Annotated in this window: 17 protein-coding genes and 1 tRNA gene; 15 read left to right on the top strand and 3 right to left on the bottom strand. The window is 43.2% G+C overall.

Features of this window, described 5'->3' with window-relative positions; genetic code table 11:
• Window positions 1–266 precede the first annotated feature (266 nt).
• Window positions 267–1,346 carry a mannose-1-phosphate guanylyltransferase gene (locus tag NQ564_RS14275; protein WP_008146278.1) on the bottom strand — a complete coding sequence of 360 codons (1,080 nt, stop codon included), beginning with the start codon at window positions 1,344–1,346 and terminating at the stop codon, window positions 267–269.
• A 180-nt stretch (window positions 1,347–1,526) separates the two neighbouring features.
• On the opposite strand from NQ564_RS14275, the gene NQ564_RS14270 reads away from it, so the two are divergent.
• The 4 genes from NQ564_RS14270 (at window position 1,527) to NQ564_RS14255 (ending at window position 7,882) form a co-directional block, all read left to right on the top strand.
• Window positions 1,527–1,610 (top strand) — tRNA-Leu (locus tag NQ564_RS14270).
• Window positions 1,611–1,766: 156 nt separating this feature from the next.
• Complete coding sequence (locus NQ564_RS14265; RefSeq protein WP_008146277.1) at window positions 1,767–2,927, top strand: acyltransferase; 1,161 nt, start codon at window positions 1,767–1,769, stop codon at window positions 2,925–2,927.
• 320 nt (window positions 2,928–3,247) lie between these two features.
• Entirely contained in the window at window positions 3,248–6,643 is a 3,396-nt protein-coding gene (locus NQ564_RS14260) for a sensor histidine kinase (RefSeq protein ID WP_008146276.1), read from the top strand.
• Window positions 6,644–6,670: 27 nt separating this feature from the next.
• On the top strand, window positions 6,671–7,882 hold the full coding sequence (locus NQ564_RS14255; RefSeq protein WP_008146275.1) for a sugar MFS transporter: 1,212 nt from the start codon (window positions 6,671–6,673) through the stop codon (window positions 7,880–7,882).
• A 73-nt stretch (window positions 7,883–7,955) separates the two neighbouring features.
• Here NQ564_RS14255 and NQ564_RS14250 read toward each other — a convergent pair whose 3' ends face one another.
• Entirely contained in the window at window positions 7,956–8,837 is an 882-nt protein-coding gene (locus NQ564_RS14250) for a PfkB family carbohydrate kinase (RefSeq protein ID WP_005636645.1), read from the bottom strand.
• Between the two features lie 592 nt (window positions 8,838–9,429).
• On the opposite strand from NQ564_RS14250, the gene NQ564_RS14245 reads away from it, so the two are divergent.
• From NQ564_RS14245 to NQ564_RS14215, 7 genes are all read left to right on the top strand, one after another.
• Window positions 9,430–9,999, top strand: coding sequence for an RNA polymerase sigma-70 factor (locus NQ564_RS14245; RefSeq protein WP_008146274.1), 570 nt, complete (start codon window positions 9,430–9,432; stop codon window positions 9,997–9,999).
• A 68-nt stretch (window positions 10,000–10,067) separates the two neighbouring features.
• Entirely contained in the window at window positions 10,068–11,051 is a 984-nt protein-coding gene (locus NQ564_RS14240) for a FecR family protein (protein ID WP_005644670.1), read from the top strand.
• A 216-nt stretch (window positions 11,052–11,267) separates the two neighbouring features.
• On the top strand, window positions 11,268–14,666 hold the full coding sequence (locus tag NQ564_RS14235) for a TonB-dependent receptor (protein WP_227963164.1): 3,399 nt from the start codon (window positions 11,268–11,270) through the stop codon (window positions 14,664–14,666).
• A 22-nt stretch (window positions 14,667–14,688) separates the two neighbouring features.
• Window positions 14,689–16,257 (top strand): RagB/SusD family nutrient uptake outer membrane protein, encoded by a 1,569-nt coding sequence (locus NQ564_RS14230; protein WP_005644666.1) that lies wholly within the window; start codon window positions 14,689–14,691, stop codon window positions 16,255–16,257.
• Between the two features lie 57 nt (window positions 16,258–16,314).
• Entirely contained in the window at window positions 16,315–17,103 is a 789-nt protein-coding gene (locus NQ564_RS14225) for a cupin domain-containing protein (protein ID WP_005644664.1), read from the top strand.
• An 11-nt stretch (window positions 17,104–17,114) separates the two neighbouring features.
• Window positions 17,115–17,831 carry a 3-keto-disaccharide hydrolase gene (locus NQ564_RS14220; protein ID WP_005644662.1) on the top strand — a complete coding sequence of 239 codons (717 nt, stop codon included), beginning with the start codon at window positions 17,115–17,117 and terminating at the stop codon, window positions 17,829–17,831.
• Between the two features lie 19 nt (window positions 17,832–17,850).
• Entirely contained in the window at window positions 17,851–19,197 is a 1,347-nt protein-coding gene (locus tag NQ564_RS14215; protein WP_005644661.1) for a Gfo/Idh/MocA family protein, read from the top strand.
• A gap of 710 nt (window positions 19,198–19,907) precedes the next feature.
• On the opposite strand, the gene NQ564_RS14210 is transcribed toward NQ564_RS14215, so the two are convergent.
• Complete coding sequence (locus NQ564_RS14210; RefSeq protein WP_005644658.1) at window positions 19,908–21,194, bottom strand: UDP-N-acetylmuramoyl-tripeptide--D-alanyl-D-alanine ligase; 1,287 nt, start codon at window positions 21,192–21,194, stop codon at window positions 19,908–19,910.
• Between the two features lie 96 nt (window positions 21,195–21,290).
• Here NQ564_RS14210 and folP point away from each other — a divergent pair, with 96 nt between their 5' ends.
• The 4 genes from folP to NQ564_RS14190 all read left to right on the top strand — a co-directional run bounded on the left by folP (window position 21,291) and on the right by NQ564_RS14190 (window position 25,372).
• The gene (gene folP / locus NQ564_RS14205) at window positions 21,291–22,151 is read left to right on the top strand and encodes a dihydropteroate synthase (protein WP_008146267.1); all 861 of its coding nucleotides are present in this window, start codon (window positions 21,291–21,293) and stop codon (window positions 22,149–22,151) included.
• A gap of 4 nt (window positions 22,152–22,155) precedes the next feature.
• Window positions 22,156–22,941, top strand: a complete 786-nt coding sequence (cdaA, locus tag NQ564_RS14200) for a diadenylate cyclase CdaA (protein ID WP_005644656.1) — start codon at window positions 22,156–22,158, stop codon at window positions 22,939–22,941.
• A 132-nt stretch (window positions 22,942–23,073) separates the two neighbouring features.
• The gene (gene pta / locus NQ564_RS14195; protein WP_005634495.1) at window positions 23,074–24,087 is read left to right on the top strand and encodes a phosphate acetyltransferase; all 1,014 of its coding nucleotides are present in this window, start codon (window positions 23,074–23,076) and stop codon (window positions 24,085–24,087) included.
• An 85-nt stretch (window positions 24,088–24,172) separates the two neighbouring features.
• Window positions 24,173–25,372 (top strand): acetate/propionate family kinase, encoded by a 1,200-nt coding sequence (locus NQ564_RS14190; protein WP_008146264.1) that lies wholly within the window; start codon window positions 24,173–24,175, stop codon window positions 25,370–25,372.
• Window positions 25,373–25,507 lie beyond the last annotated feature (135 nt).

The raw sequence follows: 25,507 nt of genomic DNA, 5'->3' as shown, positions 1-25,507 counted from the left end.
CAATCACTTCCTTTACAAGTTTATGCAACTTTTTTCAAATAGGTAAATTTTATCTCCTTTTCGAATTGGATATTTATCTGTGAGCATAAGCTGTCATTGTTTCGGACTTCGACACTTTTGGTTTAAACACATATAATCGCAAATTTGGCTTTTTACAGGTGGAAAGAAATAAAAAATGACAATTGACAACTAAAAGGCAGGCCTTTGATTGTCAATTGTCATTTTTTTGATCATTATGAGATGCCTGATTAATTGGCGATTATCAGTTAATTAAACTCTTTCCCATATTTCATCTGTGCATCGGCAACGAATTGTTTGATGCGTTGTTCGTCCTCTTTCTTGCAGATCAGGAGAACATTGCCGGATTCGGCCACGATGCAATCATTGATGCCCTGTATGACGGTGAGGCGTTTCGGATTGTCGAGGGCAACGATATTGCCGTTGCTTTCGTACATTATCGCTTCACTTTTTAGGAGCGCATTGTTTTGTTCGTCTTTCTTCGCCAGGTCAAACAGCGATCCCCATGTCCCGAGGTCGGCCCAGCCGAAGTCAACACAGAGCATATATACGTTGTCCGCTTTTTCCATGATCCCGTAGTCGATGGAGATATTCAGGCAGTAAGGGAAGTTCTCGGCGATGAAATCTCGTTCTTCCGCTGTGTTGAATTTTTCTTTGCCCAAATCGAAACGGAGGGAGATATCGGGGAGAAATTTGGAGAATGCTTCTAAAATGGTGTTGACGTTCCAGACGAAAAGACCGGAATTCCAGAAAAACTCGCCGCTCTCCATGAATACTTTTGCCAGTTCCAAATCCGGCTTTTCAGTAAAAGTCTTCACTTTCGTGAATTCGCCCAGCATGATATCGCTGCTTTGGATATATCCGTAGCCTGTTTCAGGACGGCTCGGTTTAATGCCTAACGTAACTAGTGCATTGTTGTCTTTTACGAAGTCGAGGCTTTTCTGCACATCTTTCAGGAAAATGTCCTCTTTCAGAATCAGATGATCGGAAGGTGCGACAACAATATTTGCATTCGGGTTGCAAGCTTTGATATGATATGCCGCATAAGCGATGCAAGGAGCTGTATTACGACGTGCCGGTTCCAATAATATCTGCGATTTTCCCAACTCTGGCAGTTGCTCTTTTACAAGTGAAGCGTATTGCTCATTTGTTACAATATAGATATTTTCGATCGGAATAATCTTGGAGAAACGATCGAATGTCATCTGTAGTAGCGACCGGCCTGTACCGAAAAAGTCAAGAAACTGTTTAGGGTAACTTTCTCTGCTGAAAGGCCAGAAACGGCTTCCGATCCCACCGCCCATGATAACGCAATAATTATCTTTCATGATGATCCAGGTTGTTTTTTTAGTTATACTCTTACAAAGTTAACGAAATATTCCGGGATTTCGTTTATCCATAAATCCTAAGAAGATATAAAATGAAAAAAAAGAGGAAAATGTTTGCAGGTTTAAAAATAATGTCTACCTTTGCAACGCAAATGAGAAACAAACTTACTCAAAGCAAATGCCCAGATGGCGGAATTGGTAGACGCGTTGGTCTCAAACACCAATGGATTCACTTCCATCCCGGTTCGATCCCGGGTCTGGGTACAAGGAATCCTGACAATATTGATTGTCAGGATTTTCTCTTTTATAGAGCGTACAAATCCTTTAATAGTTTGATAAAGCAATGAAAGCTTTTCTGGTTCCGTTTGCACGGCGGGCGGTTCTTAGCTTGGAATATAAACTTAGTAAGATGCTAATATTATGATGAAGAGTCAGAATTCGGCAATTGGCCGATCGCATGTTGTTTGGCTGGATGTGGTACGTTTTGTTGCCATGTTTACCGTGGTTTGTTGCCATAGTGCAGATCCGTTTAACTTTTATCCAGGTGAACCACCAGCTAATATCGATCAGATTAAGTTCTGGGGGGCAGCCTATGGATCGTTTCTCCGTCCTTGTGTTCCTCTGTTTGTGATGATTACGGGAGCTTTGCTGTTGCCATTGAAGGACGATACTTCCGTCTTTTATAAAAAAAGGATCAGTCGTGTCTTTTGGCCTTTCCTGATTTGGTCTGTGCTTTATAACCTGTTCCCTTGGATAACCGGACTGCTTGGCTTGTCACCGGAGGTGATTTTGGACTTTTTCCCTTATTCTGGCGAAGAAGTTGCCCGCCAGTCGTTGGGTATTTCCTTGAGATATATTGCGGAAATTCCGCTGAATTTCTCGATTGTGGATGTGCATATGTGGTATATCTATCTATTGATCGGTCTGTATCTGTACCTGCCTATTTTCTCTGCCTGGGTGGAAAAGGCTTCTGAAAAGGCCAAGTTATGGTTTCTGCTGGCCTGGGGCGTGTCGACGTTGCTACCGTATTACTATCAGTTCGTTTCACCTTATGTCTGGGGAGGCTGTTCCTGGAACTCCTTCAATATGTTGTATTATTTTGCCGGGTTCAACGGCTATTTGCTTTTAGGACATTACCTGCGCAATCACGACTGGAGTCTGAATAAAATCTTGTTGGTCGGGATCCCGATGTTTTTGATCGGCTATGTCGTAACTTTCTTCGGTTTCCGCTATGTAACCGCTCTGCCGGAATACAGCGAAGAATTGCTGGAACTTTTCTTTACCTATTGTTCTCTTAATGTCGTGATGATGACGGTCCCCGTTTTCCTATTGATGAAAAAAGTGGATGTGCGATCCGAAAAGATCAAGAGTTTGCTGGCAAACCTAACGACTTGTGGGTTCGGAATCTATATGGTGCATTATTTCTTTACCGGTCCGGGTGTCGTTCTGATGCGTGCCCTGCATGTACCGGTGGCTTTACAGATACCTGCCGCCGCGGTTGTCGCATTTGCCATTTCCTGGTTGATCGTAGCTTCCATTTATCGATTGATGGGGAGGAATGCCAGATATGTAGTAGGGTAACTTTATACTGTAATAAACTAAAGCTATTCAAGTCGATGTGCCTATATGTCAGGAAGGATGTGTGGGTAATTTTTGAACGGCATCTTCTCAGATGGTCGTCGAATGCTTGGGGGGAGCTCAAAGTTAAGTCGGAAGAAAAAAGGCTCGATTTTCTGGTTGACACTCCCTAATTATCCGTCTTAGCATTGGCTTGATGTCAATGATCGTATCCTGGCTAATGGGACGTTTTTGCCATAATGTGGCTCAAATACAAGCATATTAGGTTCTTGAAATGAAAAAATGCTGTACTTTTGCAGGTATAGTCTAATAACAACGGGATAATGATGCTAAATGGCAAGTTGATAATCGACGAACTACTGATAATTTTATTTGTTTTTACTCTTTCTCTTTTCCCTATGGAGGCAAGGACGACAAGCGTCAATGGTCAGAAGGTTTTGGTCATTAGCTCTTATTCTCCGATCAAGGAAGAGGGAAACCATCTGATTGCGTCTTTCATAGATCAGATGCGGGTAGATTCGGAAGCGAAAATATTTGTTGAGTATATGGACTGCGAGGCTTCTCCCGTCTTTGAAACCTGGGTAGGATGGATGCGGCAGCTTTTTGCTGCCTATAAGGTAAAGCCGGATGTGGTCGTGCTGCTAGGTAATGAGGCTTGGTCTTCCTATCGGGTCACTTGTGTGGATAGCTGGCATGAGATTCCTGTCGTGTTGGGTTATGTGAAAGGAGCCTTCATTGATTATGAGAATAAAGACAAGAAGCTGTTTTCGGTTGCCGATATGATGCCGATGAAAGAGTCGTTCGGCGATTTCAGAATAACGGGATATTCCTATAAGGACTTTGTCATTGAGAACCTGTCGCTGATAAAACAACTTCAGCCACATATCCGCAAAGTGGCGTTTTGTTATGACAATCGTTATAATATGGCGTTTTTCGAGTCCTATATCAACGATCTTTTCAAGCAGATTGATTCGCTCGACCTTCGCTATATGGATGGCTGTAAGCTGTCTACTCCCCAACTACTCGATTCGATTGCCTGTATGGATGATTCCTATGCCATCTTATCGGCGGGATGGTATACCGATGCCCTTCAATATCCCCATGCACATTCGATGCTCCACAATGAGCTGGCACGTTATACGTCTAAGCCGGTTTATCAGGTTTTGGATCAGGGCACGTCGAACATGAATTACATCGGTGGCTATTTTATTTCCGGAGAGGATTTGGGTAAAGACTTGGCTTTGCTGACTCATTGTGTTCTGACGAAAGGATTCGAAAATAGTCCGGCTTTTCAGTTCACTCCTTCACTTCCCAATTATTATATCAACTATCCGACGTTTGTAGCTTCAGGGATCGACCCCTCGTTGTTGCCTGAAAATACGGTGTTCTATAACGAAGAACCTTCATTATGGCAGGAACATCCGGTAGAAGTGATCCTGTTTGTCTGTTTGGTTATTTTGATGGTGGTTATTTTTATTGGTATCTTAAATTACAGGAAACGAAAGGAAGACGCTTACAAGACGGCAAATACCAAAATGATGGAACTCTTGAGCCGGATGCCGGACATGGCGACCATCTATGACTCCGATTTGAATATAGTGGATATTGTGAACCCTGATAATCACAATTGGAAAGATGTCGACACGAGATGCCAGATAGGGAAGAATCTGAAGGATCTTCATCTTGAATATCCGCAGGCTAAAGAGATGCTGGATGAAATTATCTTGCATGTGAAACGGACGGTCGAAACGGGTGAGGTGACTGTCTTTAATTGCAAGTACGGGGAAAAGGATCGGATCAAATATACAAAGGCACGTGTTGTGCCGTTTGAGAATAATTCGGTTATCTGCTTTACCCATGACGTGACTCCTTATGTTGTTGCCGAAAAGGAAATCCTGCGTTTGAAAACATTCCTGCAATCGATCATGGATAATCTGCCGGTAGGATTGTTTATCAAGGATGTGAGTAATGAGTACCGCTATCTGTTCTACAACAACAAAGTCTCCGAATTTTATAAAGAGGCCTTTGATTGTATGTTGGGGAAGAATGATTTTGAAGTGAACGATTTGAAAGCTTCTCTTTTCAGGGAAGAAGATAACCGGGTGTTGCAAAGCGACAAGCCGATTTCTTTTAACCGGGTATTGTTTGATGAAGAAACCGGGTTACCTGTCCGTTGGGCTGTTACTACTAAGACGCGCTTGGAAGATAAAGAGGGAAACCTATATATTGTTGCTACAATGGTTGATACGACGGATATTCGTAGGAATGAACTCGAGCTTGATGATATACGCCGGGAATTGTCCGTTGCCCTTGATGCCGGTTCCCTGTCGGCTTGGTGCTATGATGTGCAGAAGGATACATTCACATCTCTTTACCGGAAGACGCTTGCCAACGATGGTTTGAGCAATAAAGGTGCACTGGATTTATTGCATCCGGACGACAAAGAAAAATACAGTCGGTTTATGTCCCGCCTGTCCAGGGGAGTAGAAAACAAACTGAGGGAAGTGTTTCGCTTCCGGCGGGGTGAAGGCTATGATTGGTTCGAAACCTATGCAATCGGGTTGAAGTCGGAAAAGACTGGCGAAGTCGAACAGATTATCGGGACGGAAAGAAATATAACGGGTGAGATGAAGAGACGGCAGGAACTTGAAGAGAACAAACTACAGTTGGACTTCACTCTTGATGCTGCTCAGATTATTTCGTGGGAGTACAATCCGGATACTCGGATTTTCTACTCGCCGCGGTCTACCGTGTTCGAAGGAATGACAATTTCGTTGGATGAGTATCTTTCGTTCGTAGATCTCGAAGACCGTGATTTGCTTCGGAAAGGTTTGGAAGACCTTGCCTGTGGAAAGATCCATGTGATGGAGGTCCAGATCAGGACAATGGTCCCAGCACTGGGAGATCGCTGGTTCGAGATGCATGCCGTTCCCTATGGACGGAATGAAAATGGAAAGATACGTAAGCTCATCGGGTTGAGGCGCGATATTACGGACTTGAAGATGACGAACGAACTGATCCGCCTGCGTAATAAGGCGGAGGAGGCCAATCGGTTGAAAAGCGCTTTCCTAGCCAATATGAGCCATGAGATACGAACGCCCCTGAACGCGATTGTCGGCTTCTCGAATCTGATTGCGATGGCGGAAGAGCCGGATGAGATCGGTGAATATGTCAAGATCATCGAGACGAATAATGAGCTTTTGCTCCAGTTGGTCAATGATATTCTCGACCTTTCGAAGATCGAAGCCGGGCAGATGGATTTCAATTATTCGGCAGTCGACTTGTCCGAGATATTCAATAACTTGCAGCAGGTCTATAAGTCGCGTGTGAAGGATGGTGTCGATTTGGTTTGCCATCTGCCGTCTGTCGCTTGTGTGATCCATTCGGAAAAGAATCGGCTGACACAGGTTCTCTCCAATTTCCTCAGTAATGCTTGCAAATACACTTCGGAGGGTTCTATTACGATGGGATATGAGAGGATAGGCGCTATCCTGCGCTTTTATGTGGCGGACACCGGCAAAGGACTTGCCGAGGAGAATATTCCGCATGTTTTTGAACGTTTTGCTAAATTTGACAGCTTTGTCCAGGGAACGGGGTTGGGGCTTTCCATCTGCGAGTCCATCATACAGTCTTTGGATGGCAAGATCGGTGTGGATTCGGAGTTAGGTAAAGGCTCGACTTTCTGGTTCACGATTCCCTACAATCCGGTAAATGAATAAGATGAGTATAAAACAAATAACAATAAAATGGAAAAAGTAAAGAAATCGTTGGTAAAGAAAGAGTATCTGGTTCCTTTTGTATTAGTCACATCTCTGTTTTTCTTATGGGGTTTTGCACATGCTATTTTAGATGTGCTGAACAAGCATTTCCAGGAGGCGCTTGTCATGACGAAGGCTCATTCTGCTTTGATCCAGGCAACGATGTACACGGGTTATTTCACAATGGCTATCCCAGCCGGACTTTTTATTAATAAATACGGATACCGCCAGGGGGTGGTGTTCGGTCTGATCCTTTACGGGATCGGATCGTTGCTTTTCATTCCGAGCGAACAGTTGATGTCATTCAACTTCTTTCTCTTTTCCCTGTTTGTGATCGGTTGCGGACTGACGTTCTTGGAGACGGCAGCCAATCCTTACGTGACAGAGCTTGGGGATCGCGAGACGGCAGCCAGTCGTTTGAATCTGGCACAATCCTTCAATGGGTTAGGTTGTATCTGTGCACCTGTAATCGGTGGAATGCTGTTGTTTTCCGGCAACGGAGATGCTAACATTGCTTTGCCCTATACCGTGATGGGCGTTATCGTCCTGTCTGTTGCTCTTATTTTCTTCCGCATCCGCTTGCCGGAGATCAACCATGACGATTGCGAAGATACGACTGCTGAGGCTAAAGCCGGATTGAAAGGATTGTGGAAACATCGTTGTTTTACCTGGGGGGTGATGGCCTTGTTCTGCTACGAAATAGCGGAAATATCGATTAACAGTTTCTTTATTAATTATGTGACTGACGATGGGTGGATGGATGCACATGATGCAGCGATCGTTCTTTCCTTTGGTGGATTGGGCTTGTTTATGATCGGGCGTATTATCGGTAGTTGGATTATGAGTTATATCCGAGCGGAGAAAGTCTTGTTTATTTGTGCGATTTTTACTGTTTTGGGCGCTCTGTTCGTTACCCTGAATTTAGGTACTCTGTCGAAAGGTGCTCTATTTGCCTGCTATATCTTCGAGGCTATTATGTTTCCGACGATTTTTGCTATCTCGCTGAGGGGATTGGGTGACTATACCAAGCGTGCTTCGTCCTTCTTGATGATGTCTCCGATAGGAGGAGCTGTCGGACCGTTATTGATGGGCTATGTAGCCGATATCTCGACAATGTCGTTTTCGTTCGTCGTACCGCTATTTGGGTATGCCGTAGTCCTTATTTATTCCTATATGGTGATGGCTAAGAAACTGCGTTGATTTATGATTTCAGATTTATGATTTATCAGTGATACATAGCTCATAAATCATAAATCTGAAATCATAAATCGTTTCACTTATACCTTTCGATAATATCCCAAACATCCTTCTCTGTTCCCCCGAAAGGTCCTGAGGCTTCCAGCTTGATTGTACACATGGCGGCGGCAAAACATCCTGCTTCTTTGTATGAAGCTCCTTTGTTTCGCATGTACAGATAGCCGGCCATATAGGTATCGCCACATCCCGTAGCGTCTACAATCTCTGTTGGAGGGTATGCGGGTATTTCATGAAATTCGCCGTCGGCATAAATGACAGATCCCATGCTTCCTAATGTCAGCAAAACCTCCTTAACGCCCCAGTTGGCTAATTTCAGAGCTGCTTCACGCGGATTTTTGCATCCGGTGAGAACTTCCGTTTCGTGTTCGTTGGCTTTCAGGATATGGATGTATTTCAGTGCCTCTTCCTTTTCCGGCCAGTCTACGGCGAAAACATTCTCACCGCGAACTTCACGCAGGTAGCCTTGGGCATCGACCGATAACATCCCTTTGGTCGATAAATATTTGATTACATCTAAAGAAAAATCGTCCGCCAGCAAACTTCCCAAATGATAGATGCGGGCATCGACATCCTGTAACCCTTCAACTGTGAACGGATCGGCTTTTGCCAATACCCGCTGCGTCCGGTTGTTCTGGTTCTCGCCATATGTATTTTCAAAATAGACGGAATGGGTACTGGGCAAAACCTTTACATCGATCCCTTTCCTGCGTATTTCTTCCACCGCGTCCATCTCACTGACAGCAAGAGCTGTTACCAACAGGAAGTCGGAAGTATCTAATTTGCTCATTCCATGCGCGAAATAGAAAGATGTTCCTCCCGGCATATGCAGTGTCCTTTTCGGCGTTACAATCTTATCCAACGTAATGTGGCCGATGCAACAAAGATTATGTGTATTCATATTACTTATTTAATCAGGCTGCAAAAGTATATAAAAACAAGAAATAAATTGTTGCTATGAATATTTTTAGCTCTTCCTTCGCCAGTTTGAATAATGAAACTTGCCATTAATAGTTTGTCATAGGCTCAAACAATGGAAATTTCTGATAACTCATGCCCTATCATGCGAATTGTTTCCACTAGATCCGAGAAACGCTGTTTGGAGAGCTTATTGGTTCCTTCTCTCGGAAGTTCTTGTACTTTATGCACAGCTATCGACTAAAAATTAGATACGTTTGTCTTGAATACAATATACAGTTTACTTGTCTAACCAATAACTATTATTATATTTGCATTGTGCAAATAGCACAATTGCGTTGTTTAACTGATTCTTTCAAATAAAAATCTGGAAAATTTGAAAGGGGGAAGAATGGGTTAGCATATCCCGCATCGTATCCGTAAGTATGGTGTGGGAGTATGTTGCTTATTTACTCCCAAAGGTTTTCCAGAGCCCTATTTGATAGATAAGTCACAGCTCTCACACTCTATATAATAATTTAAAGATTAAAGTTTGGAGATCGAGAACGCCGTGATTTTATTCACACAGAAGAAAGATGCTGGTTGAAAAGAAAATACTATCCGACCATTTTGAAGAAATATATGTCTCTTGGTTTTCCCGGATGAAATATTTCGCTCTGGAGTATGTCGTGTCAGAAGAAGACGCAGAAAATATCGTCCAGGACGTATTTACCGAATTGTGGGAAAAAAAAGAGATCTTGGCTTATGATGTGAATCTGGTTGCCCTGCTTTTTACTTCGATCAAAAACCGTTGTATCGACCTTTTACGTCACCGCATTGTTGTAAAGGAAGCTGTCAACCTGATACAGGAAGAGTATCAGGCTACTTTGCGGATGAAACTTGCCTCCTTGGAATTATTCGATCAGTCTCTACTCTCCGAGCAGGATATCGAACGGATCATTACTGAAGTGGTAGACTCTTTGCCTAAAAAATGTCGGGAAATTTTTATCAAAAGCAAAATAGAGGGGAAAAAACAGAAAGACATAGCTGCAGAATTGAATATTTCCCTTAAAACTGTTGAAAATCAAATGGCTATTGCCTATAAAAAAATTAAAAGCGAATTGAAAGACTATCTCCCTTTATTAATATTTTTACTCGCTAATTAAAAAAAACCGTTTATCCTCTTGGGGGTTTTGGTTCCCTGATCCGTTTATTAAGAACAAAAGCGGAAAATATGAACGAACGGATACATAAATACTTTTATGAGGAACTTTCCACGGAAGAGCGACTATCCCTGCTGCGCGATGTCGAGGCGAGTGAAGAACTCAAAAAAGAATTTGTAGAGTATCAAAATCTATATGCCTTGTTGAACTTAGGACATCAGGTGCAGGATAAAACAATCGGCAAACAGAAATACGACCGCTTTATTTTGCAAAAGCAACACTCCGTGATGTGGAAGCGTTGGACACGCCGGATCGGGTATGCGGCTGCTATCCTGATATTGGTCGTTTCAACAAGTATATTGACATATTGGTATGCACAGCCTGAGCAAGCGGAGTTTTTATCGGAGAATGTGATGAATACTCTGTACACTCCTGCCGGACAGCGGGCACAACTGGTCTTGCAGGATGGGACGGAAGTTTGGCTGAATGCGAAGTCGAAGTTGATCTATCCAGCCCGTTTTACCGATGATAAAAGGAATGTTACGATCGAAGGAGAAGCCTTCTTCAAAGTGGCGAAAGACCCTTCCCGCCCTTTCATTGTTTCTACGCATGATGTCGATATGGAAGTTTTAGGCACCCAATTTAACGTGTGCAGCTATCCTGCGACCGGCTATGTACAAACCAGTTTGTTGGAAGGTTCTGTACGCGTCTTTTTCCGGAATAAGGAATCTGACGGGATCATTTTGGAACCGGATCAACAAGTGACTGTCTCGAACGGAAAGATGAAGGTAGAACCGATTCGCCTGAAAGCTCATTTTTTATGGCTTGACGGTATATATGCCTTTGAAAATGAACCTTTGATCAATATTCTGGAAAAAATGGAACTTTACTATGACGTAAAGATCGTAGTAAAAGACACATCTTTATTCAAAGATACTTATACGGGAAAATTCAGGCAGCGCGACAGTCTCGACGATGTTTTCCGCGTATTGCAGCAAATCCGCAAATTCAAAGTAGAGAAAGACACAGAGCGGAACATAGTGACCTTAAAATAAGAACATGTCAAACATAAAAACGTATAGCCTATGATGAAAGAACAGTAGAAAAACAAAAGCGGCAGAAGCTACCAACAACTGCCGCAGGAGTTAAAGCAAACACAAGTCGTAATTTTTTAGTATTCACTTTAAATTTAGAACAAAGATATGAAAAGAAAAACTTTGTTACAGTCCTTTATTGTGCATAATAACCGCATTAAAGTTTTTTTTAGAATTATGAGAATATCACTTTTTCTTTTGTTTGTTTGTGTGTGCCAGTTAATGGCAGAAGAGGCTGGTGCGCAAAATATTGAGATCAAGATCAGCCAGAATAGCATGACTATTAAACAACTGGTCAAAGAAATCGAGACACAGACCGACTATCTGGTTGTGTTTCGGGATCAGGATGTGGATGTCAATAAGACCGTGTCTTTTCGAAAGAAGTCTGCAAAGATATCTGATTATTTGGAGCAGGTAGCTGAGAGTACTGGGATTGGGTATCGATTTGAAAATAATTATATCACATTGGTTCAGAAATCCCAATCTGTTACCCAGAACAAGAAAAAGATTTCCGGTAAAATTGTCGATTCGACGGGTGAACCTGTTATTGGAGCTAATATTGTCGAAAAGGGGACGACTAATGGAACGATAACGGATCTGAATGGTAATTTTACATTGGAAGTTTCTTCTAAAAGTATTCTACTAGTCAGCTATATTGGATATGCTCCTCAGGAAGTTACAGTAGGAAATCTGCAAAGCATTAATGTAAAACTGCGTGAGGACACGGAAATGCTGGATGAAGTAGTCGTTGTCGGTTATGGTACGCAAAAAAAGTCGGATGTAACGACTGCCGTCGCTTCAGTTTCTTCTGAAAATTTGAAAAACAGGGCGGCTGTGAACTTTGGAGAGGCAATGGCAGGACAGGTTCCCGGTGTACTGATCCAGCAAACGAACGGAGCTCCAGGTGGTGAGGGACTGACGATAAAGGTGCGTGGCACAGGTTCTATCACGCAGTCTAACGATCCACTTTATGTTGTTGACGGCTATCCGATGGAAGGAGGTGCATTTCGTTTGTTGAATTCTTCCGATATTGAGAGCATACAGGTGTTGAAGGATGCTTCTTCTACTGCTATTTATGGCTCGAGAGGTGCTAACGGTGTTGTTATTATTACGACAAAGAAAGGACAAATAGGTAAACCGACTGTTCAGTTGAATGCATATGTTGGATTTCAACAGCGCGAAAAGAAAATCGAAATGATGAACCGCGACCAGTATGTACAATGGTTTATTGACGGACGTAACCAGGCTTGGCTGGATGCGAAAGTCATTTCTTCGGACCCGGACCAGTCTCCGCATTCCATCAATGATCCGAACTCCCGTCGTGCTCTTTATTCCGGAGCAAGTAGCCAATATATGATACCGGACGGAACAGGCAGTTATAAATATAATTTCCTTGATCCGGCTTCAGTGGCACAAATGCCAGATAACGACTGGCAGGACCTGCTGTATCGCAATGCTTTAATGCAACAGTATGAACTATCGGTTTCGGGTGGTTCGGAAAATACACGTTATACATTCTCTGGTAGCTATACTAGTCAGGATGGTATTGTGTTGAATACTGATTATGAGCGCTTTAATTTTCGTACAAACGTCTCTTCCAAAATTGCAGATTGCTTGAATGTTGGGATGAGCTTGATGGCCTATAGTGCGGATGGGACGGAGCAGGCAAATGGAAAAGACTCTCCTGTACTGTATGCTTTGAATTTACCTCCTATTTATCCTTTGCATAATGAAGACGGAACGTACGGTTCGATGGTCCGTAATCCGGAAATTTTGGCCGGTGATGTTGCTAACCCGCTCGGTATTGCCGAGCAGGTGATGAACAAGCGGAAACGTCACGGATGGTTAGGAACTATTTTTGCCGAGTGGGAAATTATTAAAAATTTGAAGTATCGTATCAGCATTAATGGTGGAATACAGGATAATATCCAGAAGAAGTTCGAACCTTCTTATGTTGATTTCGATTCTTCGAAGGCTCCCCGTCCAGCAAAAGGTATTAATGAACGGTGGACAGACCGTGATTGGGTGATTGAAAACACTTTGAATTACTCGTTTACTTTGGCTGACAAACATAGTTTTAATGCATTGTTGGGATATACGACTCAATCTCATACATACGAACATATGAAAGGAGAAGCTCGAGGGTATGCAAATGATAATATCACGACCTTGAATGCAGGAACCATGTATGCTCTGACGAGTGACGAATCAGAATATTCTATGATCTCTTACCTGGGACGTATCAATTATGTTTATGATAATCGTTATATGTTGACAACGACTCTTCGTAGTGATGGTTCTTCTCGGTTTGGTAAAAATACTAAGTGGGGAACTTTTCCGTCCGTTTCATTAGGGTGGCGTATCTCACAGGAGAAGTTCATGCAAGATGTGAAGCAGATCAGCGATTTGAAGCTTCGTGCAAGTTTTGGTATTTCTGGTAATAACCGTATCGGTAATTACTCAGCTATCGGTTTGTTATCTACGGGCTTTTATCCGACAGGAGATGCTGTCCAGAATACTGTCAATCCCAGTACGATGGCAAATAATGATTTGGGATGGGAACGTACCCGCCAATATAATTTGGGTTTTGAATTGGGTTTGTTCAATAATCGGATCCGTTTGGAAGGCGACTTTTATGATAGCCAGTCTCTTGATTTGCTGTTGAATGTTCCAGTCCCGACTATAACAGGCTATTCTACCCAGATGCAAAATATAGGTAAGGTTCAGAACCGGGGTATGGAGTTCACGTTGAATACTAAAAATTTGACAGGCGAATTTGCATGGTCCAGTAATTTCAACATTTCGTTTAATAAAAACAAAGTGTTGGAAGTGGGAGTGGATGGACGTCCTATATATGGAAGTGCTGCAAATGCGAATAATGCATTTATCACAAAGCCTGGGTATCCGATTGCCAGTTTTTATGGCTATAAATATATCGGAGTTTTCCAGAGTGAAGAAGAATTGGCTAAATATCCACATTTAAGTGGCGACAAAGTGGGAGATGGCCGTTATGAGGATGTAAATAAAGATGGAGTGCTGGATCAGAATGATAAAACGATCTTAGGAGACAATAATCCGTTGTTTACAGCAGGATTTAGCAACTCTTTCAGTTATAAGAATTTTACATTGGATATTCAGTTTACAGGTTCTTATGGAGCAGAAGTTTTCAGCTTTTACAAACGTATGTGCGGAATCTATCATGGCGACCGTAACGGTATGATCGAACAATTGGGACGTTGGCAATCGAAAGATCAACCGGGTGATGGTATACATTTTCGTCCGACCCGTACACCGTCTGGTTGGCAACGTGATCCTTCTTCTGCTTGGGTACAAGATGCATCTTATCTGCGATTGAGAAACTTGACGCTCGGCTATAATTTCGACCAGAAAGTTTTGGATAAGATGAAAATGAAAGGACTGCGTCTTTATGTGACGGGACAAAATCTCTTTACGATTACGAATTATGTAGGATATGATCCTGAAACCAGTAGTGAAAGTGGTCTTGCGCAAGGTGGTGACTATTTAGGATATCCGGCTGCACGCTCGTTTATAATTGGTGCTAATATTACGTTCTAATCATCTTTAATACTATATCATTATGAAAAAGATATATTTGTTATTTGTATTATCTGTTTTATGTATGTCTTGCAGTGATGATTTCATTAGCAAAAATCCTCCTTCGGATCTTAACTCGGAAGGATTTTATAAGACTGAAACCGATATGAACCAGGCAGTATTGTCCGCTTATGCGAATTTACGCTCCCTTTATAACCAAACATATGTCAGATTAGGAGAAATTCGCTCTGATAACACAACCTATTCTTGGTTAAGTGGAAATCCGGCAAATGAAAAAGGAATTGATGAATTTTCATCTCCTTTATTGCCAGAAAATAATTTCTTGGCCAGCTGTTGGGATGATAGTTATAAAACGATTCTGCGCTGCAATATCGTGATTGGAAGGATTGAAAATATTGAATTTAAAAGTGAAGTATTGAAAGCTCAATATACGGCAGAAGCACGATTCCTGCGTGCATTAATTTATTTTTATCTGAATCGTATATTCGGTGGATACGGAGTGAATGGTGAATTACTTGGTGCTATTAAAGTCGATAGGGAGATCACACAAACGGAAGCTTATGACATGGGAAGAGTTTCTCTTCAGGAAATGTATGATCTTATAATTCAAGATTTGAAATATGCGGAAAGTAATTTGCCTGAATCATACGGCTCTACTGATATCGGGCGTGTGACGAAAGGAGGAGCAACGGCTTTATTGGGTAAAGTCTATATGACGATGGCAGGCTATCCGCTGAATAAAGGGGAGGAGTATTATAAATTAGCAATAGACCAATTTAAATCGGTAATTGGTAATTCTCGTTATTCTTTGGTCCCAACCTATAAAGATTTGTTTGAAGTATCCAACAAGAACACGTCGGAATCGCTTTTTGAGGTCCAATATAAGAAAGGAACGCAAGGCGGAGCTACTGGCAGTCCTTGGAACAATAACTTTGCACCTCGTTTTTCTGATAAAGAAGTTGTGTTGGTGGGAGATAAAGGTGGTGAAAATTCCCCTACGCAAGATATGTCCAATGCTTATGAAGTGGGTGATCCGCGTAAATACGTTTCCATGCGTGACGGTTGGACGAATGCGAAGACGGGAGCTTGGGAAAATGAAAAATATGTCTGCAAATATTATGATGTTTCAACAAGCGGTTCGGACAACGATAACAACTGGATCGAATTGCGGTTGGCTGATATTTATCTTTTATATGCCGAAGCACTTGTTCGTACGAATGGTGATAAACAGACTGCTATTGACTATGTAAATAAAATTAGAGAACGTGCACGTAATACGCCGGGAGATCCGGACATTACACCTGCTGCGGATTTATTACGGGATTACACGCTTTCAGATTTCTCAACCTCCAACGACCTGTTATTGGCTATCGAAAAAGAACGTCGCGTGGAACTGGCTTTCGAAAATCATCGCTGGTTTGACTTAGTGCGTACAGGACGGGCAAAGGATGTGATGACTGCTGAACAAAAGTTTGACGGTTATTCCGATTTTACTTGGAGTGATGATGCTCTTGCTTATCCTATTCCGATGACTGTCATGCAGTCTAATCCTGGTAAAATTATCCAGAATAAGGGATATACGCAGTTGTAATTGATATAATGAGGGTGTATTTGCACCCTCATTATAAACTCATAATTTGCTAATGCCATGAATAAAATAAGTGTTGCTTTAAGCTTCTTGTTATTGGCCGTCTGTACATCTTTTGCACAAATAAATGAGAAAAGGTACACAATATCGGATTGTATAACCTCTTTTTCAGATGAGCGTGTGATTAAGAATAAGACAGGCTGGGCTTTCTGGTTTATTCCTGCTGACGGAATTGCGGATACTCTTTCAGTAAAGATGTCGTGTGTGGATAAGGGAATAAAGACACATGAACCTCATTCTCATTTTGAAGACGAACTCTTTTACATGGTAGAAGGGACATCCGTCGTTCATCTGAATGGCGAAGAGCATGTTCTCAATCAGGGGGATGCCTTTTATGCTCCGGGAAGCTCTTCTCATAATATTCGAAGGGTAGACGATAAACCGATCAGGTATCTTATGTTCAAGCGTGAGATACGGGGAAAATTGTCAAAACCTTTTTTACCGGGGAAAAAGAATTATTCTATGAAAGACTGCTTGATCCCCTTTGATCATTCGCTTCATACCCCAAAAGGCGGGAGGCTAAATATGTGGTATCTGACAAAAGAAATGTCGGCTGGAGGTTTGAATGCTCAGTTACATGTTTTTTCGGATTCACATCTATACAAGCAAGACGATTATACCGGGCAGGAGGTCTTTTTTATACTGGAAGGGAAAGCGGAAGTAACGGTTAACGATGAAAAACGTATTGTTGAAGCGCTTTCATCCTGCTATTGTCCTCCTGGTTCAAAACATAGTATTCAAAAGGCAGGAGGAGATCGTTTGAAATTCATTGTAGTAAGAACAAAATAATAGAAATGGAGATGAAAAAAGTGTTTGTATTTTTAGCCGCACTTCTGTTTACGTGGACAGGAAGTGTCGAGGCACAAGACAATCAGCTTACAGCCAAGGAAAAGAAAGAAGGCTGGGTGCTGCTATTTAATGGAAAGAATCTGGATGGATGGACTTCTGTCGGGAAAGATGTCCCGCCTGCATTCGGTTGGGAGATTGAAAACGGAGTAATGACGGTTCGTAAACAGGATGGTAAAAGAGGTGGCGATATCATTACACGTGCACAATATTCGGATTTCGACCTGAAAGTGGATTTCCGTATCACGAAAGGAGCCAATAGCGGAATTAAATATTTCTTCACCAAGTACGAAAAAGGGGGTTGGTTAGGGTTGGAGTATCAAATCATGGATGACGAAAACCACCCGGACGGGAAATTAGGACGTGACGGAAATCGCTTGGAAGGTGGCCTTTATGATATGTTCCCGACATCCGCTAAAAAGGTAAATCCGATAGGTGAATGGAATCAGGCCCGTATTGTTGCTAAAGGTTCGAAAGTCACACATTACTTGAATGGAAAGAAAATCCTGACATTCGACCGTAGCAGCCAATTGTATAAGGAAACCTGGCAATTGAGCAAGTATAAGAATTGCCAACCTATGTTTGGAGATGTGGAAAAAGGGCATATTCTTTTGCAGGATCACGGGGATGTCGTTTCTTTTAAAAATGTAAAAATCAGAAAGTTGAAATAATTAAAAAACAAACAGAGACATGAAAAATACAACAACAAGAAGAGGCTTTATCAAACAAGTCGCCGCAACGGGTGTGGGTCTGACCATCGGCGGTATGTCGTTCAAAGCGACCAGTGCCAAGAGTTATGCGAATATTATGGGTTCGAACGAACGAGTGAATATGGCCGTTATGGGAACCAATGGCCGTGGTGCCGGTATGGCTCGCAATTTCCAAAGTCGTAAGGATGTGGAAATGCGTTACGTTTGCGATGTGGAAGAAAAAGCATTGGCAAAAGGGGTTGCTGCCGTAAAGAAAGTTGGAGGCAATCCGAAGACGGAAAAGGATATTCGTAAGATATTGGAAGATAAAAATATCGATGCCATACTGGTGACGGCTCCTGACCATTGGCATGCACCTGCAACCATTATGGCTTGTCAGGCAGGTAAACATGTCTATTGTGAAAAACCTTGTAGCCATAATCCTCACGAGGGTGAGTTGAGTCTTGCCGCCGCCCGTAAATATAACCGTGTCGTACAGGTCGGTGCACAGCGTCGTTCATGGCCCGGGCTGACGGAAGGAATAGAAGCTTTGCATAATGGTGTCATCGGAAAGGTTCATTTTGCAAAGGCTTGGTACACGAATAACCGCAAATCGATCGGTTTCGGTAAAGAAATTCCGGCTCCTTCCACGATTGATTTTGATTTGTGGCAGGGACCGGCTCCCCGTCGTTCTTACCGGGATAACCTGATTCATTATAACTGGCATTGGTTCTGGCATTGGGGAACAGGCGAGGCTTTGAACAACGGCACACATGAGATAGATGTCGTTCGTTGGGGATTGGGATTGGATTTCCCGACAGCCGTCAGTTCTGAAGGCGGACGTTTCCGCTATAAGGATGATTGGGAAACTCCTGATACGCAGACGATCGATATCCGGTTCGGCGATGATTGTCTTGTAACTTGGGAGGGACGTAGTTGTAATTCCCGCGATACGGAAGGACGTGATCGTGGTGTGATCTTCTATGGTGAAGGTGGAGCGTTGGAAACAGGTCATAATGGGTATCGCATTTTCGATATGAAGAACAAGCTGGTTAAAGAGCTTGCTTCAAAGGATGTCATTGACGGTCGTGACCCGAACAGTCCGAGTGCTAACTTGGATATGGGACATATTGCCGATTTCATCGATGCGATCAAGACAAACCGGCGCCCGAATGGAGACATTGAAGAGTTACATAAAAGTACGTTGTTAGTCCAGTTGGGTAATATTGCCTGGCGTACAGGTCATCGCTTGATGATCGACCCTTCCAATGGTCATATTGTGAACGATCCGGAAGCTCAACGCTTGTGGAGCCGCACGTATGAACCGGGCTGGGAACCTATTGTTTGAGTTTCTATTTCATGGTAAAAATAGAAGAAAAGCCGGATACTTGTTTGGAAAAACAAGTTCCGGCTTGATTTTATTGGACTAATACATGTTGATTGACATTGTCCTATATAAGAATATTTGAATCTATGAATGATGATTTAGAAACAACCATCATACCATCATGCTTCTTGTGTGAAGGTTGAATATCAAGATATACAGCTATGATAGTTCTCATTTCAACTATCATGCAACTATCATAAATCAGCTGTTTAACCATCATTTTGGTCGTTTTTATCGGAAATAGATGTACTTTGGAAGTGTTAAAACAGAATGTTTTTGAGAATGTATAAGCCTTTTTTGCCGGAATAAGGTACTTTGGAAAGCAAAAGAGGTTAGTTCTTTTCCTCAAAATACGCGTATCAGGTCCATTTACACCCCCATCTGAGCGGTCTTGAGACCTGGGTCTGCAGGGGGGTGACACCCGGATCTCGACAAAAATATATAGCTATATTGCTGAGAATAAGCTATATGTTGTGTGTGAAAAAGCTATTATATCTATGATAGTATGATAGTTAAAAAAACATCCATCATGCCTGCTATCATTCTATGTAGAGATTGATATTCATTATATAAAAGGCAAAGCATGATGGTATGACAGTTGTTTTCGCAATCGAAATTCATCTCTTTGCAGAGATATGTACCTCCTTCATGTGAATCGGATTTGTGGATTTTTATAAAACCTCTACCACCCTCTCCAGGGCCATCCCGTGCGATCCCTTTATCAGCACATGATATCCTTCCAAGGGATTTTTGCGCAAGGCTTCGATCAGCTCCTCTGTTGTGGCATAGGTGGTGAAGTCTTTTCCGGCGGCTTTTTGGAAATGTTCGCCGCACAGAAATACTTTATCGTAATTACCTTCCTTGATCCGGGCTACGACTTCGGTATGGAGTTCGTCGCTTGTAGGACCTAATTCGCGCATGTCGCCTAAGATGAGAGCTTTGGGCGAGACAGGCATTGTGGCGAAATTGTCTAAAGCGACTTTCATGCTGCTCGGATTTGCGTTGTAGGCATCGATGATCAGTTCGTTATTTTCAGTCTTTTTCAGTTGTGAACGGTTGTTAGTCGGCTCGTAAGCGGCAATGGCACGGCTGATGCGTTCTGCCGGAATCTTGAAGAAACGGCCAACAGCAACGGCAACTAAGGCATTGTCCAGATTGTAGTTACCGATCAGATGGGTTTCCACTGTGTGGATTTTGCCCTGTTGTTTCCATTCGAAAGTCAGGTAGGGATTGCAGCTGACTACACATCCCCAGGCAAAAGCCGTTTCATCGGAACCGTATGTGACCTGTTCGATTCCATTGGCGATCTCTTTCAGATATTTATTATCCTGATTGATGAATATCTTACCTTTCGTGCGGCGCATATAGTCGTATAATTCACCCTTTGTTTTGATCACACCTTCGAATGAGCCGAAACCTTCCAGATGGGCACGCCCGACATTGGTGATAATCCCGTAGTTTGGCTGTGCTATGTCGACCAACTCTTTGATATCGCCCGGATGGCTGGCTCCCATTTCGATCACAGCCATTTCGTGGTCGTGCGTCAGGCGGAGCAAGGTGAGAGGTACGCCGATATGGTTGTTCAGGTTGCCTTCGGTGTAGAGAAGGTTGTATTTGGTAGACAGGACGGAAGCCAGCAGTTCCTTGGTCGTTGTCTTTCCGTTTGTTCCGGTGATACCGATAATCGGACAGCCGATCACTTTACGGTGGCGGTGCGCTAATTGCTGCAAGGTCGTCAGCACGTTGTCCACAAGGATTGTGCGTTCTCCTATAAAATAATCCGGATTGTCGATTACCGCATACACGCAACCGGATGCCAGCGCCTTTTCTGCATATTGGTTACCATCGAATTTATCCCCTTTCAAGGCAAAGAAAATCGAACCGCGAGGGCAGTTTCGGCTGTCGGTTGTCACTTTCGGATTGTGTATAAACAATTCATATAGTTCAGGAATAGTCATAGTCTTTTTCCCTTTATAATTTCTATGAGAGTTATTTTGCGCAAATGTAGTGATTTAATGTATTTACCTTTATCTTTGTCGGAAAGAAAAATAAGAATGTTACATAAAACGCTCAATATTAGAGGAACGCTTACCTCACTCGATACTCCGCTGGTGATGGGGATTCTGAATGTCACTCCCGACTCTTTTTATGCCGATAGTAGGAAGCAGACGGAAGTTGCAATTGAGGAACGCATACAGGCAATTTTATCCGAGGGAGGACAGATCATCGACCTCGGAGGTTATTCTTCCCGCTCCGATGCCGCAGAGGTCTCACCGGAAGAGGAGATGAAACGTCTGGCTTTTGCCTTGAAAATACTGAATACGCATTATCCAGATGTGACCCTGTCTGTCGATACATTCCGGGCGGATGTGGCACGTCGTTGCGTCGAAGAATACGGCGTCGCGATAATCAACGATATTTCGGGAGGAGAGTTGGATGCTGGAATGTTTGAGACGGTCGCCCGTTTGCATGTACCTTATATAATGATGCATATGCGCGGAACTCCTCAGACGATGCAGCAACATACCGATTATGCAGATATAATGGAGGAGATTATGCTCTATTTTGCCCGGAAAGTCCGACAGCTCCGTTTGTTGGGAGTGAACGATATTATATTGGATCCCGGTTTCGGTTTCAGTAAGACGGTAGACCAGAATTATACGTTAATGGGACATCTGCGTGAGTTTAAGGATTTCGGTTTACCTTTGCTCGTCGGTGTTTCCCGCAAGAGCATGATTTATAAATATCTGGGTGGAACACCAGCCGACAGCCTGAATGGAACGACAGTCCTGAACACGATTGCTTTGTTGAATGGGACGGATATCCTTCGTGTCCACGACGTAAAAGCCGCAGTAGAAGCAGTCAAACTCGTTTCGAAAACTTTCAATTTTCAACTTTCAACTTTCAACTGTTAATATTATGTGGATGAATTTCGGAATAAAAGACCTGATTGATGTTTTATTGGTAGCCTTCTTCTTGTACCAGACATATAAGCTGATGAAGAATTCCGGAACTCTGGCTATCTTTAGTGGAGTAGTGTCGTTTATTATTGTCTGGATTCTGGTTTCCCAAGTGTTGGAGATGCGTTTGATGGGAGCGATACTCGACAAGTTTATCAGTGTCGGTTTCCTTGTACTGGTGATTTTGTTTCAGGATGAGATACGTCGTTTTCTGGTGGCGCTCGGTTCGCACAGGGGATGGAAGTTCCTGGGAAAAATATTTTCGAAGAAGAACCATGACAAGGAGAACGAAGGGAAGTTTATTGCCCCGGTTGTCCTGGCCTGCATGAATATGGCGAAGAAAAAGACGGGAGCACTGATATGCATCCAGCAGGATGTCGATCTGACCGTTTATGAGCATACCGGTGAAATGTTCAATGCTGATGTCAATGCCCGCCTGATCGAAAATATATTCTTCAAAAACAGTCCTTTGCATGATGGCGCCATGATCATTGCGGACAATCGTATCAAGGCTGCCGGCTGTATTCTTCCGGTTGCCCAAAACGCTAATTTGCCGAAAGATATGGGATTACGCCATCGTTCCGGCTTGGGAATGTCTCTCGAAACGGATGCACTGGTAATCATCGTTTCGGAAGAACGTGGGAAGATATCGGTCGCTCATAATGGTAAAATAGAAGTGAACGTTACGGCAGAGGATTTGCAACAAATCCTGTCAGGGGAGAAGGAAGTAACAAATTATTGTTAAATGTTCTGAAACTGATAGGTCTGCATGTAAATCTTTTACTGATTTTGCAAACTCTATATTGCATTTTGCCTACTTTTGTACCCGATTATTGTGATATCTAACTAACAATATAATAAAAACAGATCTTCCGCTATGGACTTAATGCAAGAGATTATTGCACGCGCTAAAGCAAACAAACAGCGTATCGTTCTTCCTGAAGGAACAGAAGAAAGAACATTGAAAGCTGCCGACCGTTTAGTGGCCGACGAAGTTGCAGACATTATCCTGATTGGCAACCCCGCTGAAATCAACAGCCTGGCTGCTCAGTACGGGTTGAACCACATCGGACAAACTACTATTATCGATCCGAAGAATCACGAAAAGAAAGCCGCTTACGCAGACCTGCTTTTCCAGTTGCGCCAGAAAAAGGGTATGACTCCCGAAAAGGCTGCCGTTTTAGTAGAAGATCCTTTGTTTCTTGCCTGCCTGATGATTAAATCCGGCGATGCCGACGGTGAAATCGCTGGTGCACAGAACACGACCGGCAATGTGTTGCGTCCTGCTTTACAGATTATCAAGACTGCTCCGGGTATGAGTTGCGTTTCAGGTGCGTTCCTGATGTTTACAAAGACTCCCCAGTATGGTAAAGAAGGCATTTTGGTATTTGCCGATTGTGCCGTAATGCCGAATCCGACAGCACCAGAATTGGCAAGTATCGCTATTGCTACAGCTGCTACAGCCCGCGATATCGTAGGAATGGAACCGCGTGTCGCCATGCTGAGTTTCTCTACGAAAGGCAGTGCCTCTCACGAGATGGTCGACAAGGTTGTCGAAGCTACCCGTCTGGCAAAAGAAATGGCTCCCGACCTGAAGGTTGACGGAGAATTGCAGGCCGATGCCGCTTTGGTTGAAAAGGTCGCTTCATTGAAGGCTCCGGGCAGCGATGTTGCCGGACAGGCTAACGTTTTGGTATTCCCGACTCTGGAAGTGGGCAATATCGCTTATAAGCTGGTTCAGCGTTTAGGAGGTGCAGAAGCTGTAGGTCCTATCCTGCAGGGTATGGCTGCTCCGGTTAACGACCTGTCTCGCGGTTGCTCTGTTGACGATATCTATAAGATGGTTGCGATTGCATGTAACCAGTCGATAGGTTTGAAAGCGAATAAATAATTTGATTTATGAATTATGATTTATGTGACGATGATAAATCATAATTCATAAATTCCTAAAATCCCAACTCATAAATCATTAAATCATGAAAGTATTAGTATTAAACTGCGGTAGTAGTTCTATTAAATATAAATTGTTCGATATGACATCCGGTGAAGTAATGGCACAAGGTGGTATCGAAAAGATCGGTCTGCCCGGTGCATTCCTGAAACTGACCGACAAAGACGGTAAGAAAGTTGTTTTGGAAAAAGAAATGCCCGGCCACAAGGAAGGTATCGAATTTATCCTGAGTATTCTGACTGACAAGACATATGGCTGCATCAAGGAATATAACGAAATCGACGCTGTCGGCCACCGTGTGGTACATGGAGGTGAAAAGTTCGCTTCCAGCGTGAAGATCGACCGGGATGTGATCAACAAGGTAATCGAATGTTCGGATCTGGCTCCGTTGCATAACCCGGCTAACCTGAAGGGTATCGATGCTATGGAAGCATTGATTCCGGGTATTCCCCAGGTGGCTGTGTTCGATACGGCTTTCCACCAGACAATGCCGGCTAAGGCTTATATGTATGGTTTGCCCTACGAGATGTATACGAAATACGGTGTACGCCGCTACGGTTTCCACGGGACAAGTCATCGCTATGTTTCCCGTCGTGCTTGCGAAATCCTGGGCGTTCCTTATGAAGAACAGAAGATTATTACGGCCCATGTAGGCAACGGTGGTTCCATCGCTGCTGTAGACCACGGCAAATGTGTTGATACTTCTATGGGGCTGACTCCGGTTGAAGGTCTGCTGATGGGTACTCGTTGCGGCGATGTAGATGCTGGCGCTCTTTCTTTCATTATGGATAAGGAAGGGTTGGATGGCCATGGCTTGTCGGATTTGATCAATAAGAAGAGTGGTGTTGCCGGTTTGGTAGGCGGTTCTTCTGACATGCGTGATTTGGAAAATGCGGTAGCTGCGGGAGACGAACGAGCTATTATGACATTGGACGTTTATAACTATCGTATCAAGAAATATATCGGTGCTTATGCTGCTGCTATGGGCGGTTGCGATATCTTGGTATGGACCGGCGGTGTCGGTGAAAACCAGTGGGCGACACGTCGTGTCGTTTGTGAAAACATGGAATACATGGGTATGAAGATCGACGTTGAAAAGAACGAAGGTATGCGTGGTGAAGAAATGGTTATCAGCACGCCGGACAGCAAGGTCACGATCATCGTGGTACCGACAGACGAGGAATACATGATCGCTGCCGATACAATGGATATATTAGGTAAATAATAATTATTCTAATCCTCACAGCTTACAAAACATTAGGATTAGTGTTTAGACTGCCCCGACACCGGTTGGGGCGGTCTTTTTTTATGCCTGTCTACAACGGATTACGGGTTATTTGTTTATCTTTGGCAGAGTTCT

It is taken from the genome of Parabacteroides johnsonii DSM 18315 (assembly GCF_025151045.1).
GTDB lineage: Bacteria > Bacteroidota > Bacteroidia > Bacteroidales > Tannerellaceae > Parabacteroides > Parabacteroides johnsonii.
This window is presented reverse-complemented; position numbering and strand designations above follow the sequence as displayed.

Bases quoted from the DNA above. Each gene is read 5' to 3' on its own strand.
- NQ564_RS14275 (WP_008146278.1), bottom strand. From the start codon at position 1,346: ATGAAAGATAATTATTGCGTTATCATGGGCGGTGGGATCGGAAGCCGT.
- NQ564_RS14265 (WP_008146277.1), top strand. From the start codon at position 1,767: ATGATGAAGAGTCAGAATTCGGCAATTGGCCGATCGCATGTTGTTTGG.
- NQ564_RS14260 (WP_008146276.1), top strand. From the start codon at position 3,248: ATGATGCTAAATGGCAAGTTGATAATCGACGAACTACTGATAATTTTA.
- NQ564_RS14255 (WP_008146275.1), top strand. From the start codon at position 6,671: ATGGAAAAAGTAAAGAAATCGTTGGTAAAGAAAGAGTATCTGGTTCCT.
- NQ564_RS14250 (WP_005636645.1), bottom strand. From the start codon at position 8,837: ATGAATACACATAATCTTTGTTGCATCGGCCACATTACGTTGGATAAG.
- NQ564_RS14245 (WP_008146274.1), top strand. From the start codon at position 9,430: ATGCTGGTTGAAAAGAAAATACTATCCGACCATTTTGAAGAAATATAT.
- NQ564_RS14240 (WP_005644670.1), top strand. From the start codon at position 10,068: ATGAACGAACGGATACATAAATACTTTTATGAGGAACTTTCCACGGAA.
- NQ564_RS14235 (WP_227963164.1), top strand. From the start codon at position 11,268: ATGAGAATATCACTTTTTCTTTTGTTTGTTTGTGTGTGCCAGTTAATG.
- NQ564_RS14230 (WP_005644666.1), top strand. From the start codon at position 14,689: ATGAAAAAGATATATTTGTTATTTGTATTATCTGTTTTATGTATGTCT.
- NQ564_RS14225 (WP_005644664.1), top strand. From the start codon at position 16,315: ATGAATAAAATAAGTGTTGCTTTAAGCTTCTTGTTATTGGCCGTCTGT.
- NQ564_RS14220 (WP_005644662.1), top strand. From the start codon at position 17,115: ATGAAAAAAGTGTTTGTATTTTTAGCCGCACTTCTGTTTACGTGGACA.
- NQ564_RS14215 (WP_005644661.1), top strand. From the start codon at position 17,851: ATGAAAAATACAACAACAAGAAGAGGCTTTATCAAACAAGTCGCCGCA.
- NQ564_RS14210 (WP_005644658.1), bottom strand. From the start codon at position 21,194: ATGACTATTCCTGAACTATATGAATTGTTTATACACAATCCGAAAGTG.
- folP (WP_008146267.1), top strand. From the start codon at position 21,291: ATGTTACATAAAACGCTCAATATTAGAGGAACGCTTACCTCACTCGAT.
- cdaA (WP_005644656.1), top strand. From the start codon at position 22,156: ATGTGGATGAATTTCGGAATAAAAGACCTGATTGATGTTTTATTGGTA.
- pta (WP_005634495.1), top strand. From the start codon at position 23,074: ATGGACTTAATGCAAGAGATTATTGCACGCGCTAAAGCAAACAAACAG.
- NQ564_RS14190 (WP_008146264.1), top strand. From the start codon at position 24,173: ATGAAAGTATTAGTATTAAACTGCGGTAGTAGTTCTATTAAATATAAA.